Origin of the sequence: Sulfitobacter sp. 1A13353, from assembly GCF_043557255.1 — a bacterium.
GTDB classification, from domain to species: domain Bacteria; phylum Pseudomonadota; class Alphaproteobacteria; order Rhodobacterales; family Rhodobacteraceae; genus Sulfitobacter; species Sulfitobacter faviae.
The window spans coordinates 281,453-299,255 of record NZ_JBIFFS010000004.1 but is presented as its reverse complement, the minus strand read 5'-3'; the positions used below and the strand labels follow the sequence as shown (position 1 = coordinate 299,255).

The window sequence follows — 17,803 nt, the reverse complement described above, 5'->3', positions numbered from 1 at the left end:
AGCAGGGGCAAATTATCATGGTACAGGATCTTATTATCGCGTCGCGGAGAATGGCGTCTCTCTACCGGTACAAGTACATACGCCCCGCGCATCTTCTGCACGCCATGACCGCAGTTGAAACCGGTCGTGATGTGATCTCGAAATGTGGCTTTGACACCTGTATTTTACGTGCCGCCATGATCCGCGAATTCAAGGCATATTCTGCCACGGTGCGCGATACGCATGGGACACCCGAGCCCTCCGATCTCTTCGATCGGTGCTCTTCTGCATACCTCGTCCATGATGAGATGGAAGATTATGAAAGCGGACTGCATTCGATCTTCAAGACCATTCAAGCCTATGAAAACGAGGATGAGATCGTAAAGAAGGCGCTCGATGAATCGGACATGAAACGCGAATACTCTGATCCAATGCCAGAAGAGGAAGAGTTTCTCCCAGATCTGGACGATCTTCTCGATGACGCGGCCTCGGACGGCGAGCTCACGCCTGATCGGATGTACCGCAAACCTGAAGGTGACGGGGCGTCGAGCGGGATTGCGCACGGCATGCGGAGCGCTTTTCGTGACCCAGAGAAGTCGACACGCAGCGAGCCGAAACAAGAGGGCCGCGCAAAGCAAAAGCTGACCAAAGAAATGGAAGAGTCGCAGGCTGCCGTTCGTGCCGCCCAACGCGACCTATCCGAACTTGCCCGCAATGGGCAGCTTGGCGCCGTGGTTGGACGCGACAAGGAGATCGATCATGTGATCGAGGTTCTGATGCGGCGGCGCAAGCCAAACGTCATTCTCGTGGCCGAGCCTGGCGTCGGCAAATCGGCTCTTATTGAGGGTTTGGCCGCGCGGTTGGTGTCAGATCAATGTCCAGATGAAGATCTGGCAAAACGCGCTGTGCGCGAGGTTTCCTTGACCTCCATGGTCGCAGGGTCGCGCTTCCGAGGTGATTTCGAATCCCGCATGGGGATGTTGATCAGTGAGTCTGAAAAGGACCGCGCCATCCTGTTCATTGACGAAATCCATATGCTTATGGGCTCTGGCGCTGTGTCCCGGGGTGGCATGGATGGGGCGAACATCCTCAAGCCTGCGCTTGCGCGCGACGGGTTATCCCTCATCGGGGCGACGACACCGGATGAAGCCATGCTGTTGCGGGAAGATCGCGCGCTGATGCGGCGGTTCGAAATCATCTATCTTGATGAACCCGGGCGCGGTCAGATGGCGAAGATCTTGGAGGGTGCCGCGGAGGCATTCCTGAAAGAGCATAAAGTGCGGATTACGCCGCGGGTTCGCGAGCGTCTGCTGGACTTTGGCGAGCGGTATCTTTCCCACCGCCGCAATCCTGACCGATCGTTCGACCTTCTTGATCTTGCGGCGGTCGCCGCGCGACTGGATGGATCAGACCGTATTAACGAGGCAAATCTGCGCCATGCTGTGGTGCGCCTTGGAGGTGACCTCCAGATTGCGCCGGCTGATTTCTCGGAAACTGTGCAAACCAATCTTCAAACGCACCTTCTGTTGCAGGTGAAGGGGCAAGACGCGGCAATGTGTCAGCTTTCTGAAGTGATCGGCGACATGCGCCGCAACCCGGGCAGCCGAAAAGTCATCCGCCTGACGGGGCCTTCAAGTCTCGGCAAGACCTATGCAGTTGATCAGATTGCCGCATATTACGAGAAGCGCGCACATCACATGCGCTTTGAAAATATGTACCCAGACTCCTTTGAGATGCTGTGGAAACGCGTTGCAATGACGCTGGATGCTGATGGTGATGCCATCATTGCCATCCAGGGGGCGGGCGTTGATGTCGCCAAGAAGCTCACTGCAGCTTTATCGAGCGCCTCATCTGCTATCGTCATCCGATCTGCGATGATTTTCTGCATCGATAGCAGCGCATCTGCCGATGGTCACAGCATTGGATTTCGGACGTTAAGTGAAGCGATGGACCCGGAGGATGAAAATGTCTTGTTTATCCCGCCAAGCGGCGATATGCGGCAAGAATTGATCCAAAAGGTCATGTTCGACATTGCTCAACGGGAAAAAGATTCTGGCATAAAGGTTAGTGCGCGGAACAGAGCACATGCACTGGATGTTCTCTCATCAGGAGAGGGTGGTCACACATACATTCAGCTAAAAAATAAGGCTCTTGATGCGATGAAGCAGGCGGGAGCATAGAGCAACGACGGCTCATTTATCTCGAGGCTTGCCCTCATTCACATTGCGTCACTGAGTTTTCAGGAGGGATATTCTTTGTTTCACGCCTTCAGACATCACCGAGTCGTTGTCGAGCGCATCGCCGAGTTGAATGAGATGGAATATGATCACCTGCGTGACATAGAGCCCGTCTCCGCGCGCGCGCGGGACAAGGCTATGCATTTTCTGAGCCGTCGCCCTGATCTGACCAATGGTATGTCTGTCGCGGCAACGCCCGATGGCGGGATTGTCATGGATTTCATTCGAAACGGCCGCGAGTATCTCGTGAAGATTGAGTCAAAGGGGAACATCTCGATCATCGCGGGCACCGATGGCGAGAACAGGACGCCAGTTTCGATCATGTCACGCGGAATTGACCGGGATTTTCTGCAGGAACTTGCTGAAGAGATACCGGATCCTCTTAGCCCTGAAGTCCAAAGGGGAGAAGGGGCGTATCAATCACCTGTGCCTGGCTTCATCAGCGGTGGTAATTTGTCAAAAGACAAGATTTTCGAGATCACCACGGATGGGGGTCAGCTTATTGGTGTGAAGAATAAACACACAAAGTATGGCTTTGATCTCACCTGTTTCTCTGCGCCTGAAGGTGCTGCAATCACCGTCGATACGATTGATGACGTCGCCAGGGAGATGGCGTCCCAGGGACATAAGGTTCTTATGGCGCGTCGTTTCAACGGCACCCGTATTGTCTCGCTACATGACATCTCTGTATTCCCTACAAGCATCATCAAGAAAGCCAAATTGCCGTCAGGTTGCCGATTAAGTGAACTGCAAGAGGTTGCGGCCCGGCGCGCGTTGCGCTCCTAAGTCGGACGACAGCAGCGCACAATCCACAGTGTATATGCAGGTTGCTCTGATTTTCGGCTTTCCGACGTAGACAAAATCAAATGAAAGAGCCATTTGTTATATGTCTGCGAAAAGACATCTCATGATATTTTTATAGCCCCTGTTTCCGGCCCACGAGCCTTAGAAAGTTCCCCACGATGCGTATTTGGTTCAACCACACCCTGTCTTCCCTGTTTGATACGATCACCTTGATCAAGGATGGGATGGAGCCGGGGGAGTTTGAGTTCTATGTGACCCATGAGCGTGAGAACTCTCTGATCAGCACGGTCGCAGATCATTTTGGACCGGAGGTCTTTGCGCGCAAGTCCAATATGCCGGAAGGCTACGTCGACTGGGCGTTGGAGTATTGCGAAAATCATAAAATCAACGCCTTTGTACCTTTCTTGCATCGCATCGCACTCTCTGCGCATCGGGATCGGTTTGCGGCCGCCGGTGTCAAATTGCTGACCGCGGGCGATCATGAGATCATGCAAATGATCGAGAACAAGCCAGCTTTTCTGAGCAAGATCGCCGAGCTTGGCTTGAAGGGCACAAAATACTTGCCGTTCCGGGATCTTGAGGAGTTCGATATTGCTTGGGGTATCCTGCGGCAACAACACGACAAGCTTTGCATCAAACCCGCGAAAGGCATCTACGGAGCCGGTTTCCGTGTAATCCACGAGGATCTGGATGATTACCGGTCTATGGTATCCGGTGCGGCGTCCAGCATCAGTATCAACCTCCTGCGGTATACATTGTCGCGCTCTGATGATCGTGTGAATATGATGCTCATGCCTCTGCTGGAAGGGATCGAGCGCAGCACGGATTTTGTCTGTGATCAGGGCCGACTGATCGATTGCGTAACAAGATCGAAACATGCCGATGGATCCCGCAAGGTCGCACCAGATGCTCTGCATGAAGACTTTGCCCGCAAAATCGCGGCAGGGCTGGGTCTCTCGGGTCTTTTGAATTTCCAGACCATGGAGGATGCCGCTGGGGTCCCCCATATTCTTGAGGTGAACTCGCGCACCTCTGGCGGCATCGGTCAGACCATTCATGCCGGGGTTAACCTGCCACTGCTCTTCGCGCGGTCGCTCACCGGCCGCGCCTATGACCGGCCTGTACAGCAGGAGAGCTGCAGTGTGGCCGAGAACATCCGCTGGGCGAGGGTTGGGTAGATATCAGGGAGAAGGATCATTTGTAATCCGGATCCCCGCTTCCGCGATGAGCGCGGCCTCAAATTCTGAAAGCCGCGCAGGAAGAATGCCGCCGCGGGGGCAACTCAACGCCCCCGGATCATAGGTCTCATCCCACCAGAGCCCCGCAAGGCGCGGCTCGGCCGGCGCCAGAACATCGCGCGCATAGAGGATGATCATCCCATCCTGTGCGTCACTGGCCTCCTGCCAGCGTTCTAACTCGCGCATGCCGCGCTCGGTAAGCCGGTACCCTTCCTCAAGATCGATGCGGGATCCATCAGGGCAGGGACCTTCATCCTCAGGGTTGTCAATCTCACGCTCAGCGGCCTCCAGGCTGTCACAGCGCATGAAGGACCAATTGCCTTCTTCATCCGAGAACCAGGCGCGCCAATGTGTGCTCGGTTCAACATATCCAGCTTGCTCCGCCCAACTTTCGATTTCGGCACGGCTGTGAGGTTCCAACGCCAGAACATCCAACCAAAGGCTGCCGGGGCGCGACATGGACCACAGAGGACTTCCGCCGAGCCTTGCGATAGACGACCAGTCCTCCGGGTGCAAAGAGACCGAAAGACAGAAGGCTTCCAAAGACCCCTTTGCCTGCATGCCGCGATCCTCGGTCTCGATCGTTCCGATATGGTAGACCTCGTCGATCTGAATGTAGGGTAGGCTCATGGGCTGAACTCATCATCTTCCGGTGCAGACTCCGACTGAAGGGTCTCAAGGTGATTTGAGATCTCGTCCATTGCTTCGAGTTTGCGCGGGGCGGTGCCCATCGGATGAAGATGCAGGTCCTGAAGTTCACTGGCGACAAACCAAATTCGCTCGTCGTTGTTCTTGAGTTCGATCTTGCCCTTCTTGAGGACGTCCTCAAGGCCCTTGCGGCCGGTCTCGGACCAGATCATTTTCAGCAGAGCCTCGGACTTGGTCCGCGCATGAATGCCCTCAAAATGCACATGAGAAATACCCATGAGATCATGGGCGGTCGACCAGGCTTGGATAGGCTGATTAGAGGGCGGTGTCATTCTTTGCAAAAGACGCATATCGGCGGCAATCTGATTGAGTCCGAAGAGGCTTTCAGTGCCATAATCCAACCAACGCGTCTCAACGATCCCCTTCCGTTTGTGGAAAAGACCTTCCAGCGTGATGTTGCAGACCCCGATCTTATCAACCACGAGCTTGTCCCTCGCATTGATCTGAAAGGTCAGTGACAGCGGCCAAGCATTAGAGGGACAATGAGCCCGAATGACATCTTTTACATCGTTTAAGAGCGGTTTTAGCGCGTTAGTGACGGCATTTTGCCCGTTAATGGCCTCGGACATAGAGCCGATGATGATCTGCACAGGAGCCCGATCTTGACGCTCGAGGGCTCCATGGCTGTTCAGATTTTTTTGCGCCGCCTTGAGCCAGGACTTCAGATGCCCATCCAGATCTTCATATTCCATATCAGCTATCCTGACTTCAGCTTGGGCAGGGGTCATCGACTGGCTCCAGGCCGAGATCGATATAACGGTTGCGATGTTTGAGCATGTTGTGGTCCGAGTGGTGCAGTAGAGCACCGTATTCTCGTGCTTTCTCTTCCGTCAGATACGCCTCTGTGGCCAGTTTTTCACCATGGTGAACACAGCGGAACTGATTGTGCGCGGTTTCCTCCACGGGCCAGTGATTGGCGCGTTCCACACGGTCTTTTACACCAAATACGGCAAAATTGTCTTGCTCGATCTTGAGGTATTTTCCAAGCATCTCGCTAAACGAGGCGGTGATCGCCAAGGCCATTTGGCTGATCGGCAATTTTCCGGTGAATTTGCCAGTGATGGGTCCGCCAAAATCCAGGTTCGAGATCGTCGTTCTGACTGAGATTTCCCCGGCGCGCGTCTGGATCTCTATAGTTGCCTTTGGAAGGGCCTCTTCAATCATTTGCAAAGCCATTTGAGCATTGGTCGTCATTGATGCGGATGACTGACCCTCGGCGCGGCATTGATCGAAGGTCTCTTCATCGTAATAGGTGAGGGGGTAGTCGCAGGCGTAGGTTCGTGACCAGAAAAGGCGATCAAGATCTTCGCTGCCGGCCTCAGCCTCGCGCAGGATTTCTGAAATCTCGCCATAGCTCTTCATTTTAGGCATGTTCTGTCCTTCACCCTGCTGTGATTTCAGCAAGTATTCCCTAGAGCCAAGAAAGAGGTGACGATTTTATCAATCGCCACCTCCCTATAGCCCGCAACTTATATTATTCGCACGCTTGCGAAGTGACCTAGATGGCTTCGGCCTGCAGATCTTCAGGCTGCGGGTCGATATGGGCGGCCTCTTCACAGAAAGTGCGGAAGTTTTCTGCCGAGCCAATCTTCTCACTGAGCGCGTATGCGGTCCCGTCGACATGCTCAAGATAGAAGCAGGGTTCGCAGCACATGCCTTCCGCGACTTCGCTCCGGCTTTCGATCACATCATCGAGGATCTCAGCAGTCGGGGTCGATACCATCAGAGTGTCGCTATGGCTGTCCTGAACCAGGATAAGGCGACGTGCGCCAAAGATTTCGACAGAGAAAAGCGTAGGCCCATCATGCTCGGAAAGAACGGTTTCCGGGACCACGTCTTCCGCTGGAAGCTGTGCATGGAGCGCCTCGCGTCCGGCTGAGGTAAGAGCAAAGCTCTGCGCATTGTCGATACGCGGACCATTTTCCATAAAGCCGATCATCTGGAGCCGCTTCAGGGCGCTCAACGCCCATTCGCGGGCACCACTGGGCTGCGGGGCAAGGAAGGCCAGATCGGCAGATGTCACGGGGCGGTTCATGCCATGCATGTTCGCCATGAGCAGCAGAGCTTTCCGGGACAGTTTTTCAGGTTTCACGTATTCTTCTCCATTTAGATCACCTTGATCAGATATTTCAGTTGCTCCCAATCTAATCGCTGTTTAACTCGATGCAATGTTTTTCGCAAATAGGGGCTAGGGTGCGATCATGAAAGATATTCTCAACCATCATGCCAAGACCGCTGAACTTGGGCCCGACGATAAACGTATTCTGAACCGCTTGCTCTCAAGGGCGCATGCGCGAGAGGACATGATCCCCCAGACAGTCCATGCGAGCCGTGGCTTCATGCGCATTGAACGTGTGGCACAAGCAAAACCTGTTTCATTGTTCGGACAGTCTGTCGGATCCTTTGCGCACAACCGTATCGTTGTTCACTTCGGCACCGAGGGAGACGATGGTACGACGGCTCCCGGGGCACCCTTGATGACGGCACTGATCTCCGAAGAGAGCCTTGCCCAGCTGATGATGTCTCCCAATCGATCAAATGCCCATGTGGCTCTGACCGCGGAATCTTGGCTGGGGGAAACCATGCCAAATTGGGAGGGGAAAAAGATCAGACCTGATGATTTGCTGGATGCAGCGATGGAGAAGACCCTTCGCAGTCGCCGCCGCGCCGCTGATGCGCTCAAGAAGATGGCCGCAGACATGAAGTCCGGCATTTCAAAGGCAAAACAGCAGGATATGAAGATCTTGTTGGATCAAGTTCTGGCAAAAGGGGATGCAGCGTTCCGCCTTGAGCGCCATAAGGACAACCTTCAACGCACCTTGGTTCAGAACCGTGTAGAGGCCTCAACAGCTGCTTTGAACCTGCCGGGGATCGCACGCGCGGCCCAAGAGGATCCTCTGTCGCTGGAGGGGGGATCGGACATCACAGACCCGGAGCTTGCCAGAGATCGAAACGGGCTGCTCGATGCGGCAATGGAGCGCTACAGATTGCCGGAGGCAGAGCTCGCCTATGAGGCGACGATTTCCTACATGCGGCATATTCTTGCGCAGGATCACCCCGATTGCACCTATGTGCCGGGTCCAGATGATCCACATGGGCAAAAACTTCGAAATGCATTGCGGGATGAAGATCGCGCAGCAGTCAAAAAGCTGGAAGGCCTCGCCAGCCTGGCGGCAAGTCTAAGCAACCCTCACACCAATGAGCGCCGCGCCGCGGCCGATGGTTTTGCTCTCACGGCCTCCACCGCCTTTATCGGGGGCGGTGAGGCTGATTTGCACTCCAGCTTTCCCGCGACCGATGGGGGGTATTTCACGCTGCGCATTGAGACGGCCCATGTAGAGAACAGCTTTGGCAATGAGAAAATCCGGGATGGATCAAGAGTCGTCGAACTGGGTCTGAGCCCTGAGGACATGATGACGGCACTGCGCGGCCATCCCACAGGCGCAGACATCCCATGCAGCATCGACAATGTCGGGGGCATCTCACTGCCGCGGCACAAGCTGGAAAGCGAAATTGAAGCTGTCATCCAATCAGATCCTGCCAGAGGCGATGTTGCAGAAGCGCGAAGGTCCCTGGAGACGCTGATCAGTCAGGCGAATGCGATCATCCAGGACGGCGCCAAACGTGCTGCGGACCGAAAAGAGCTCACAGATCTTATCGAACGCATCGATCTCACCATGGAGACGTTCAGCGAAGTGGAGCTGCGCGATGTGCAGGGCCGGGCCGGGGCGATGAACCATCTCGTGCAGGAGATGAACCAAGGCGCCCTCAAGGCTATCAATGAATATGTCCTCGAGCACCACGGGACGGAGTTGCCGATGATGATTGCGCGGGATCGAGAAGACCCCGACTTCAGCTACTAAGGCCCTCAATGCGTTATTATCACGGCTCATCTTTCCTTACAGCTTCTGGCACAGTTCTGCAGGGCAGGGGGCACGCCTATGAAGAGGAATGGGGCGGCACGGATTTCTATGCCGTGCTGGAGGCCTATCGACCGGCTGCCTGCATCCCGCATAAAGAAGCGGTCTTCATGTGTGCCGATGAGGACATCGACAGCTGCGGCGGGTCGCTGGATATCATCTACGAGCTTGAACCTCTGGGCAATGTCACAAGACACGACATGAACTGGTCCAGCGAAATTTCCTGTCTTTTGGGGGGTGGAGCTACGGCATCTGATCCTCGTGTTGTTGCCGCAGCGCAGGCTTATTGGAATGGGGTACCGCATCACAACGAACAGGTCTGGGAGTACCTGACCCGTTCTGCGCGCGTCCTGCGCATCTGCGAAGACAATCGCGATCCAGTGCCGCTAAAGACCGGCGCGATCGACAGCGGACCTGAAATCTGAGCGAAATCGAGCCAAGTATTACATAAAACATTTGGCAAAGCAGAGCTAAAGGCGCAGAATCCCCACGATTTCAGGGGAGGTCACCATGCGTCTCGAATGTATAAATCCAGATCGCAACATGTTCAGGTTCTACGAAATTCGCGTCGAGCCAACGCTGTTTGATGAGCATGCCTTGTTTATTTGCTGGGGTCGGATTGGGAAGCGAGCACGGCAACGTATCGCCTGCACCGGTCCATATCAGGAGATCGAGGCTCTAGCCTTAAAGCTGGAAAAAACGAAGCTTAAGAGGGGTTACATACCAATCTAAGCAATTCTGCTTGGATTGTGCGAAATAAGGCAACAATGTGTTTTTTGCGCTATTGACCTTGTGCGATCTTGATCGGCCGATTAATATAAATTTTGCGAAAAACAGAGTGTACCAAAAAACTCTTAACAGCGCAAACAACTTTTCTCAACGGAGACCATATCTATGAAGTCTTACATTTACGGCGCGGCCATTATCGCAACTTCGGCCTTCCCCGCTGTGGCCCAGGACGCGGCCCTTGCCGTTGAAATGTCCGTCTTCGAGGTCGTGACATCGATTGATGATGACGGCAAAGAGATCAAACAGCGTGTGGCATCTGACAATCTTGTCCCACAGGATGTCGTTGTTATCAGTGCAAATCTGAACAACATGACCGATGAAGCGTTGAGCGACATCACCTTCAAGTTGGATGTCGACCCCTCTTTGAGCCTCGTTGCAGATAGCATTACGGAATATGATGCGATCGGCTACACCTTTTCAACCCGTCAGAAACCGGCCCATTTTGCGGCTCTCGATGATCTGACGGTCCCTTCTGAAGATGGGGCTGAACGCGCCGCGACTGCGGACGACATCGGTGCCATTCAGGTCAATCTTGCTGAGATTGGCGCTGCGAAAAACGCAGTATTCGAGTATTCAGCAACGATCCGTTAACACGGCCCCCTCCAAACCCCAGGAAATCAGGAGAATTCCATGAACAACTTCTACAAAGGGATGGCCACACTTGGCGCCATCCTTCTCACCAGTGCCGCACCGGCCGCTTTTGCGGCGGGCACCGAGGCTGGTACATCGGTGTCCAACAGCATTGACGTGTCCTATAGCTCTGGCGGCGAAACGATCCTCATCGAAGACGCGGACACCGCAACCTTCGTGGTTGACCGTCGCGTCGACCTTTCGCTCGAAGGCCAGGACGGCGGCAAGACCGTCACAGCAGCGGCTGGTGCCAATGATCAGGTGCTTTCGTTCCTGCTGACCAACGAAGGCAACGATGCGTCGGGCTATGATGTCGATATCGCCAGGACCGGTGATCTGGGGCTGACCTATGACCCCACCGGTGCAGGCACCGACGGGAGCTTCTACACGGTTCTCTCTGCGGACAATTCTTTCGATGCCGGCGATACCGTGGTTGATCTGACCGGGGACAACAATACTCTGGATTTGGCAGCCGATGGTCAGTCCTACATTCTTGTTGTGGCAAACGTTGCAGCGTCGACGGCGGACGGACTTGAAGATGAGTTCACCGTGACTGCGACTGCGCTCAATGCGGGTACCAATACAGTTTCCCAGCAGACGCCTGATGCCAGCATGACATTGGCAGCCGAAGACACCGTATTTGCGGACACGGACAATGATGGTGTTGAAAGCGACCTCGAGACATTGGTCGTGACAGCGCCGCAGCTGACCTACAGCAAGACCGTTGCGATCGTGGACGAGAACCTCGACGGGGCTTTGTCGGCCGCTGCATGTGGTACTGCTGCAATCGATGCAACAGCAACTGCCGCCGTTCCGGGCGCTTGCCTCGAGTACACGATCTCGATCAGCAATGGCGGGTCTGCGACTTCGCCAGCGTCAACCATCGTTATCAGCGATACGATCCCTGGTGAGGAAACCTTTGCCGGTACGGCCACGGGCGATTTCGATGACGTGACTTATGATGCTGGTACCGGTCCGAAGGGTACAGTGACCGGCACATTGTCGACCCTCGCCGCAGGTGACAGCGCCAGCTTCACCTTGCGCGTTCTGGTTGACTGATCTTCACCCGAAGATTTGCGAAAAAAGCGCGGGGAGCGATCCCCGCGCAGCATGAAAAGCTCATAAAAATAAAAACACTACCCTCTTTTCTCCCGATTTACTTCATCGAGAGGATAATTCCGATGATCCCGCACGACCGGAAGGCAACTTTCAAATATATCCGTACTGCATGCATTGCGGCGGTGGCACTTGCCGCCGGCCAGTTGCTTGCCGGCCCATATGACAATACCACCACGGCACCCGGCACCCGGATCGTTAACCGCGCCACTTTGGACTATAAAGTTCAGGGGATAGCGCAGGATCAGATCACCGCTGAGGCGGCAATCACCGTACAGGCTTTCCCTTCAGTGGGAACGCTTCGAGCGGTTCGCTATACACCTGCGGGTGCAAGCGCCGAGAGTGTCACCTTCCCCGCGGCTGAATTTGCATTTGACGTGAACGGTCGAAGCGGTTTTGCACCGGTCGCAAAACCACGGGACGTCTCTCGCCTCCAGGGGGGTGTTGTGCCAATTCCAGGGCAGATACCCGTGACCGATGCGGATCGCATTTATCCCGGCATGCCGATCTTCTACATTTTGGATGATGAGGGCCTCAACTATGACAATAGCGCCATTGATACGGTGGACGTTGCTTTGTCAGATGTCGTGACTGGGGATCGAGAAGTCATCAGGTTCTACGAGACCGAACCAGACTCAGGTCGCTTCACAGCATGGGTCAATACAAGCGCCAACCCTGCCACGCAGGGTGACGGCGTCATCCAAACCCGGCCACTTTCTCGCATCGAGGCTGTCTACACCGACCCGTTTTCAATTGAGCGGCGACTTGAGGATGATGTCATTGTTGGGCCTGTAGATCCTTACGGCTTCATCTTCGACAGCGCCACCGGCGCGCCGATCGACGGCATTGCTGTCACCATCATCGACGAAAGCACCGGTCAACCGGCACGCGTCTACGGGAATGACCTGAGTTCTGTTTATCCCGCCACAGTGGTGACGGGTTCAACTGTCACAGACAGCGCCGGTGAGACCTATGCGCTGGCGCCAGGTGAATATCGCTTTCCTTTTGTCGACATCGGCACTTACCGCTTTGAGATTTCGGAGCCAGGCGCCTACGCCTTCCCGACAGAGGTTGATGAAGCAACCCTGCAAGGGCTTCCCGGCGGGCCCTTTATTCTGGAGCCCGGCTCACAGCTGATGCCCTTTGATGTCGTTCCAGGTCCGCCGATCCAGATTGATATCGCTGGGGACCGTCGCGGGCTGATTGATGTTCAGCGTTTCGGTAGTGCTTCGGTAATCGAGGCAGGCGAATTCATCGAATATACCGCAGAAATCACCGTAACCGAAAGCGGGCTGATCGACATTCGTGACAGCCTGCCGTTTGGCGTAGACATCGAAGATGCCTCGCTTCGCATCAACGGGATGCCTGTCGATGCCTATTTGCAGGAGAATGGCCGCAGCTTTCGGATTGATGATTTCCCAGCGACTGCCGGGCGGAAAATCACGCTCACCTATGTGGCGCAGAGCAGTATCGGCGCGGTGCCTGGGGATAGGATCACCACCCGTACCGATGTGTCCTCAGAGCGCCTGCTTAGTGCGTATGACACCCATGATCTTGAAATCGAAGCGCCCTTTGACCTCGATGATATGGCTATTGTCGGTGATGTGACTGTCGGCGCCTGTGGCAAAGAGCCTGAAACAATGAACCTATCCGGTATCCGCATTTTCCTCGAAACGGGCGATTATGCCATCACCGATGCAGATGGCCGGTTCTCTTTTCGGGATATCAGCTACCGCGATCATGTCGTGCAGATTGATGAGCTAACCCTGCCCTTGGGCGCGCGCGCTGTGCTCTGCGAGAGCAATGTGCGCAATGCAGGCAACCCCATCAGCCAGTTCATAGATGTGGCTCCCGGCATGCTTGGCCGCGCCGAGTTCAGGATCGTATTTGATGATCCTGTTCTGCAGGAACAGGCCGAAGAACAGCGCGGTCTGCCCTCGTTGTCCGAGGTTACAGGACACCCCGCAAAGGACGGCATCGTCAAAGCCAGGGTCGATGATGATTTCATGCCGATCGCGGCGCGCGTCCCGGACTTTGATCAAGCATGGCTTGAACTGCAACCTGCTTCCTCGCCTCAGGGTCTTTTGTCCCCGCGGGACGGTGAACTCCCAGAGCGTTCGTCCATTGAGATCCGTGTTCTGCGCAAAGATGCGCATCGCGTGGCTTTGCGGGTAAATGGTGAGCTCGTGCCTTCCGTACACCGCGAGAAGTCGCTCTCCAGCAGCACGACTGCACTGAACGTAGATCGGTGGAAGGGTGTCGGCATCAATGAAGGCCGCAACTCGGTAGAGTTGGAGATCACGGCGCCCGATGGGACAGTAGTCCGCCAGACCCGTGAAGTGCTTTATGCGACCTCCTTCGATGAGGTCAGCATAGTGGCAGAAAGCTCACGCCTTGAAACCGATGGCCGCTCCACTCCCATGGTGAAGGTTCAGATGACAGGACATGACGGGATCCCTCTGCGGCCTGGTACGAAGGTCAGCGTTTCTGTAAACGATCCCTTCACGTTCGAACCTGAAGGCGGGCGCCGGCGCTCTATGGACGGCACTGAAAAGGCGCCGTCGCGCACCACATCCGTGACAGTGGGCCAGGACGGTATCGCCACACTGGTTCTGTCACCGGTGCTCTATCCCGACACGGCAGTGCTGACCTTCCCACGTCGCTCGAGCGAAGACCCCGCGGTCGTTGAGGCACGGATCACCGCGGCTGAGCGGCCCTGGGTTCTCGTGGGGATCGCAGAGGGCAGCTATGCGCAGGGACAGATTGCGAAACACATGCGTCGCCCTGGCGATCTGGGGACACTTGATGACAATCTGCGTGGGCGTGCGGCCTTCTTTGCCGAAGGGATCATCAAAGGCGAGTGGCTCTTGACGCTCCGCTACGACAGCGCGGCCGGCGGCACCGATGAATTCTTCGGGATCGACCCCGACAAGGACTACATCGTTTATGGCGACCGAAGCACGCAAGGGAATGCAGCAGAAAGCCGTTTCCCGCTCTATCTTCGCCTGAAGCGCGAAGATGCAGAACTGCTGATCGGTGATTTTCAGGCGCGCATCAACACGCGGCTGCTGGACGTGGACCGGCGCGTGTCGGGCATGCGTGTCGAATATGAAGGCGAGAATTTCCGTGTGATGGCTTTTGGGGCCGAGGTTGAGCAACAATTCGTAGTTGACCGCATTGCGCTGAACGGGACCTCCGGGCCCTTCAAGCTGACATCGGGCGGGATTGTTAAGAATTCCGAGACCGTGCGCGTGCTTACCGTGGACCGCAACGATGCCACAGAGGAGCTCAACGAGGAGGCGCTGTCTGCCGGTGTCGACTATGTGCTGGATCAAAACAGCGGCAAGATCTTTCTGCGCAGGCCGGTGCCGGCTTTCACAGCAGAGTTCGATCGGAATGTGCTTGTTGTGGAATACGAGACCGACCGGGACGTCGAAAAGGGGCTCTTGCTCGGTGCGCGTGCCGAAGTCGATGTGGTCGAAGATCTCACCATTGGCGCAAGCCTGCTGCGGGCAGAAAGCCTCGACGGCAACAATGTGGATGCCAATGTTGTCCAAGCCGACATCACATATCGGGCAACTGAAAATCTCACGCTGAGCGCCGAGGCCATGCAGGTGGAGAAGTCTTCTCCAATGGGTCGCTCCACCGGGCGCGCGGGCGAATTGCGTCTTACCTATGAAGTCGAGGGTACATCCTTTGAGGCCTATGTGAAAACCCGGCGTGGAGCGACAGCTCTCGATGCCGCGCTCACGGGTGATAATGTGGACATTACTGCGGCAACGCTCAGCCACCGTATCGGGGATGTCGATATCGAGGGAGAAGCCACGGATGATGGTCTCTACATCGAAAGCGAGGTCGCTCTCGAGCGCAACCACACGCTTGATGAAGACCGGCAGCGGGCCAATCTCTTGATGACGCGCAAACGCAATGGTCTGAGCTATGGTGCTGGCTTTGAATACAATGCCTTCGATGGCACCGACAAGATGGGACGCGCGCTGAATGGACTGGTCAAGCTGGGCTGGACCTCCGAGAACGGCAAGACCGAGATCGAAGCCTCGCTTTCCAAAAGCCTCAAGGTTGAGGGTGAAGGGGTGCTGACCGACGCGCTGCTGATCGATGCGTCCCATGAAGTGAATGACACGCTTTCCCTCTTTGCTTCTTTTGGCGTTGCCAGCGAAGCGGGAGAGAGTGATCAAAGCACCGCGGCAAGCTTGGGCTTTACCCTGGCCCCTTGGGAGGGCGGAGAGATCACCGCAGGGCTCGTACGGGCGCAGTCAGAGGGCCGCTCGGGATCAGCCGCATTTCTGGGTGCCCGTCAGCAGTTCACGGTCTCTGAGGGCACGGTTCTGACATTTGGAATGGATGCCCAGCAAGACCTCGGCTCTGGCGAACTTCCTTTGGGCGCTGCTGTCGGCAACCCGTTTATTCAGGAGGCATTCACCAGCGCATCTGTGGGCTTGCGAAAAACAGCGGACACATGGTCTGCGGGCGCAGAGCTCGCTTATTCAGTGAGCGAGACCAGCAGGGGAGGATCGCTGCGCGTTTCGGCAGACGGTGAGCTGACTGAAGAATGGTCAATCGGGGGCGAAGCTCTTTTGGGCTTCACCGAGGAAGATGGTGTCGAGGAGCAAGATCTGCGGATCCGTGTCGGTGCTGCGCACCGCGGCGAAGACCGGGCGCCGATCACCATTCTGCAAATTGAGACAGATTTTGACAAAGATGGAGATCGCAAGGTCTATGGGTCGGTAAACCACCATCGCTACATCGGTGATGATGCCAGTCTGAACCTGCGCGCGGCCGCAAAATGGCAGCGCCAGAACTTTTCGGGATTTGCGTTTGAGGACACGACAACCTTCCTCGGCGCAGAGTACCGCCGGGATCTGAACGAGAAATTCGACTTCGGCGTTCATGGATCTTTGATGAACTCCGCCAGAAAGGGGCAAACCACCTCCAGCTACGGCGTTTCTGTCGGGGCGACGCCCTTCAAGAATGGCAGGATCAATGTCGGGTATAACTTTGCGGGTTTCAGGGATCCTGACTTCTCCAGCAATGGATATACTGACAAAGGCGCATATATCGAATTCAAGATCAAAGTCGATCAGAACAGTTTCCGGGAGCTCTTCCGTTGAGTATTGCGAAAATTAAAGCATGGGCCGTATGTGCGGCCCTCCTTTGCGCCGTGGCTTCGCCAGGGGTGGCTCAGCAGGCCTGCAATGCGTCCACCGAAGGCTACTACATGGATTGGAACCAGCAGAGCTATGCCCGTGGGTCCCGCAGCTTTTCTACCTCAGTACGTCGTGACGGAACCTCTTCTGGAGATCCGGATGCAGAGCCTGTTGGCGTGAGCCTGTCTATGTCGGGGGCAACGAATAGGATCGTGCCAAACTATCCCGTCAATTCGAACTTCCTTCAGGGCGGCTACGGATCGGGAGCTAATTCACTTTCTCTGGTCGTAGACCTGAACGCCATGAATGAGAATCTGCGCACAACGGTGAACTTCGACCGGGCCGTAGAAGATCTTCAGTTTGAGGTGTTCGATATCGACTATCTTGCGACTAGGAATGGCACCGGGGGCTTCCGCGACTCCGTGATCGTAACGGGCTATGCGGCCGACGGCAGCACCGTATTGCCTGCCCTTACGACGCCATATAATTCCGGTTCACAGGGTCAGGTTGTGCCGTCGACAGTCTATGTCGGAAATCCGATTGCATCGAACAGGGGTGTCGGGAATCCCAGTAATGGCAACGGCGCCTCCAACAATGACCAGAACCTTGGCAATATGATCGTGCGTTTCTCCGATCCGGTGGTGCGTGTAACAATCGATTATTCAACGCGTAGCGATTATTTCAACTCTACCAATCCGCAGATGCAGGGCATCGCTCTCTATGATTTGGACTTCTGTATCCCGAGGAAAAATCCCAACCTCACCTTTGATAAGTCGGTGAAGATTCACTCTTCCTTGCCAACTGGATGTGGGACCATTCCCGGCACAAGCGAACCGGAAGCGCGCGCCGCCGTACCAGGCACATGCTTTCAGTATGACATCGACATCGCAAATACAGGCGACGGCACCTCAAACAATACCACGATATCCGATGTGCTGAGTTCTGATATGATCTTCGCGGGCGCCACTGTGTCTGGTTTTACCCAGACAGATCCAAACTATGCATTCGTGACCCCCGCAGCCCTAACGGACTGCGGAGCGGCGACCTGCACCGTCAGGCTCGAAAATGGCATCCTTCCTGCCGGGGCGTCCGGCAAGATCACGGTGCGGACCATCCTCAAATAGAGGTTCAGCTTCGCCTTGCGAAAATACAAAGTATTACCTAAATATAGTGCAAGCTTTCCTGATGGGGCAAAAAGATTATCGGCCCCCGGGGCC

General features: G+C 55.5%; 14 protein-coding genes. 10 read left to right on the top strand and 4 right to left on the bottom strand.

Annotated elements, in window-relative coordinates; genetic code table 11:
• The first annotated feature begins 17 nt into the window (after positions 1 to 17).
• The 3 genes from ACGYLO_RS12180 (at position 18) to ACGYLO_RS12170 (ending at position 4,198) form a co-directional block, all read left to right on the top strand.
• Positions 18 to 2,159, top strand: coding sequence for an AAA family ATPase (locus ACGYLO_RS12180; RefSeq protein ID WP_394376703.1), 2,142 nt, complete (start codon positions 18 to 20; stop codon positions 2,157 to 2,159).
• A 75-nt stretch (positions 2,160 to 2,234) separates the two neighbouring features.
• Positions 2,235 to 3,002 carry a hypothetical protein gene (locus ACGYLO_RS12175; protein ID WP_394376702.1) on the top strand — a complete coding sequence of 256 codons (768 nt, stop codon included), beginning with the start codon at positions 2,235 to 2,237 and terminating at the stop codon, positions 3,000 to 3,002.
• Between the two features lie 242 nt (positions 3,003 to 3,244).
• On the top strand, positions 3,245 to 4,198 hold the full coding sequence (locus ACGYLO_RS12170) for an ATP-grasp domain-containing protein (RefSeq protein ID WP_394376701.1): 954 nt from the start codon (positions 3,245 to 3,247) through the stop codon (positions 4,196 to 4,198).
• 3 nt (positions 4,199 to 4,201) lie between these two features.
• On the opposite strand, the gene ACGYLO_RS12165 is transcribed toward ACGYLO_RS12170, so the two are convergent.
• From ACGYLO_RS12165 to ACGYLO_RS12150, 4 genes are all read right to left on the bottom strand, one after another.
• Positions 4,202 to 4,888 (bottom strand): hypothetical protein, encoded by a 687-nt coding sequence (locus ACGYLO_RS12165; protein ID WP_394376700.1) that lies wholly within the window; start codon positions 4,886 to 4,888, stop codon positions 4,202 to 4,204.
• Complete coding sequence (locus ACGYLO_RS12160; protein WP_394376699.1) at positions 4,885 to 5,658, bottom strand: hypothetical protein; 774 nt, start codon at positions 5,656 to 5,658, stop codon at positions 4,885 to 4,887. The genes ACGYLO_RS12165 and ACGYLO_RS12160 overlap by 4 nt, the downstream gene beginning before the upstream one ends.
• 16 nt (positions 5,659 to 5,674) lie before the next feature.
• Positions 5,675 to 6,337, bottom strand: a complete 663-nt coding sequence (locus tag ACGYLO_RS12155; RefSeq protein ID WP_394376698.1) for a hypothetical protein — start codon at positions 6,335 to 6,337, stop codon at positions 5,675 to 5,677.
• Between the two features lie 127 nt (positions 6,338 to 6,464).
• Positions 6,465 to 7,058, bottom strand: coding sequence for a hypothetical protein (locus ACGYLO_RS12150; RefSeq protein WP_394376697.1), 594 nt, complete (start codon positions 7,056 to 7,058; stop codon positions 6,465 to 6,467).
• A 109-nt stretch (positions 7,059 to 7,167) separates the two neighbouring features.
• Here ACGYLO_RS12150 and ACGYLO_RS12145 point away from each other — a divergent pair, with 109 nt between their 5' ends.
• From ACGYLO_RS12145 to ACGYLO_RS12115, 7 genes are all read left to right on the top strand, one after another.
• Positions 7,168 to 8,829 carry a hypothetical protein gene (locus tag ACGYLO_RS12145; RefSeq protein ID WP_394376696.1) on the top strand — a complete coding sequence of 554 codons (1,662 nt, stop codon included), beginning with the start codon at positions 7,168 to 7,170 and terminating at the stop codon, positions 8,827 to 8,829.
• Positions 8,830 to 8,837: 8 nt separating this feature from the next.
• On the top strand, positions 8,838 to 9,311 hold the full coding sequence (locus ACGYLO_RS12140) for a hypothetical protein (protein ID WP_394376695.1): 474 nt from the start codon (positions 8,838 to 8,840) through the stop codon (positions 9,309 to 9,311).
• A gap of 85 nt (positions 9,312 to 9,396) precedes the next feature.
• Positions 9,397 to 9,618: a WGR domain-containing protein gene (locus ACGYLO_RS12135; RefSeq protein ID WP_394376694.1), complete on the top strand. Its 222-nt coding sequence runs from the start codon at positions 9,397 to 9,399 to the stop codon at positions 9,616 to 9,618.
• Positions 9,619 to 9,780: 162 nt separating this feature from the next.
• The gene (locus ACGYLO_RS12130) at positions 9,781 to 10,266 is read left to right on the top strand and encodes a hypothetical protein (RefSeq protein ID WP_394376693.1); all 486 of its coding nucleotides are present in this window, start codon (positions 9,781 to 9,783) and stop codon (positions 10,264 to 10,266) included.
• Positions 10,267 to 10,305: 39 nt separating this feature from the next.
• Complete coding sequence (locus tag ACGYLO_RS12125; RefSeq protein WP_394376692.1) at positions 10,306 to 11,364, top strand: hypothetical protein; 1,059 nt, start codon at positions 10,306 to 10,308, stop codon at positions 11,362 to 11,364.
• Between the two features lie 122 nt (positions 11,365 to 11,486).
• A complete protein-coding gene (locus ACGYLO_RS12120; protein ID WP_394376691.1) occupies positions 11,487 to 16,550 on the top strand; it encodes a carboxypeptidase-like regulatory domain-containing protein in 5,064 nt (1,687 codons plus the stop codon).
• Positions 16,547 to 17,710 carry a hypothetical protein gene (locus tag ACGYLO_RS12115; RefSeq protein WP_394376690.1) on the top strand — a complete coding sequence of 388 codons (1,164 nt, stop codon included), beginning with the start codon at positions 16,547 to 16,549 and terminating at the stop codon, positions 17,708 to 17,710. The genes ACGYLO_RS12120 and ACGYLO_RS12115 overlap by 4 nt, the downstream gene beginning before the upstream one ends.
• Positions 17,711 to 17,803 lie beyond the last annotated feature (93 nt).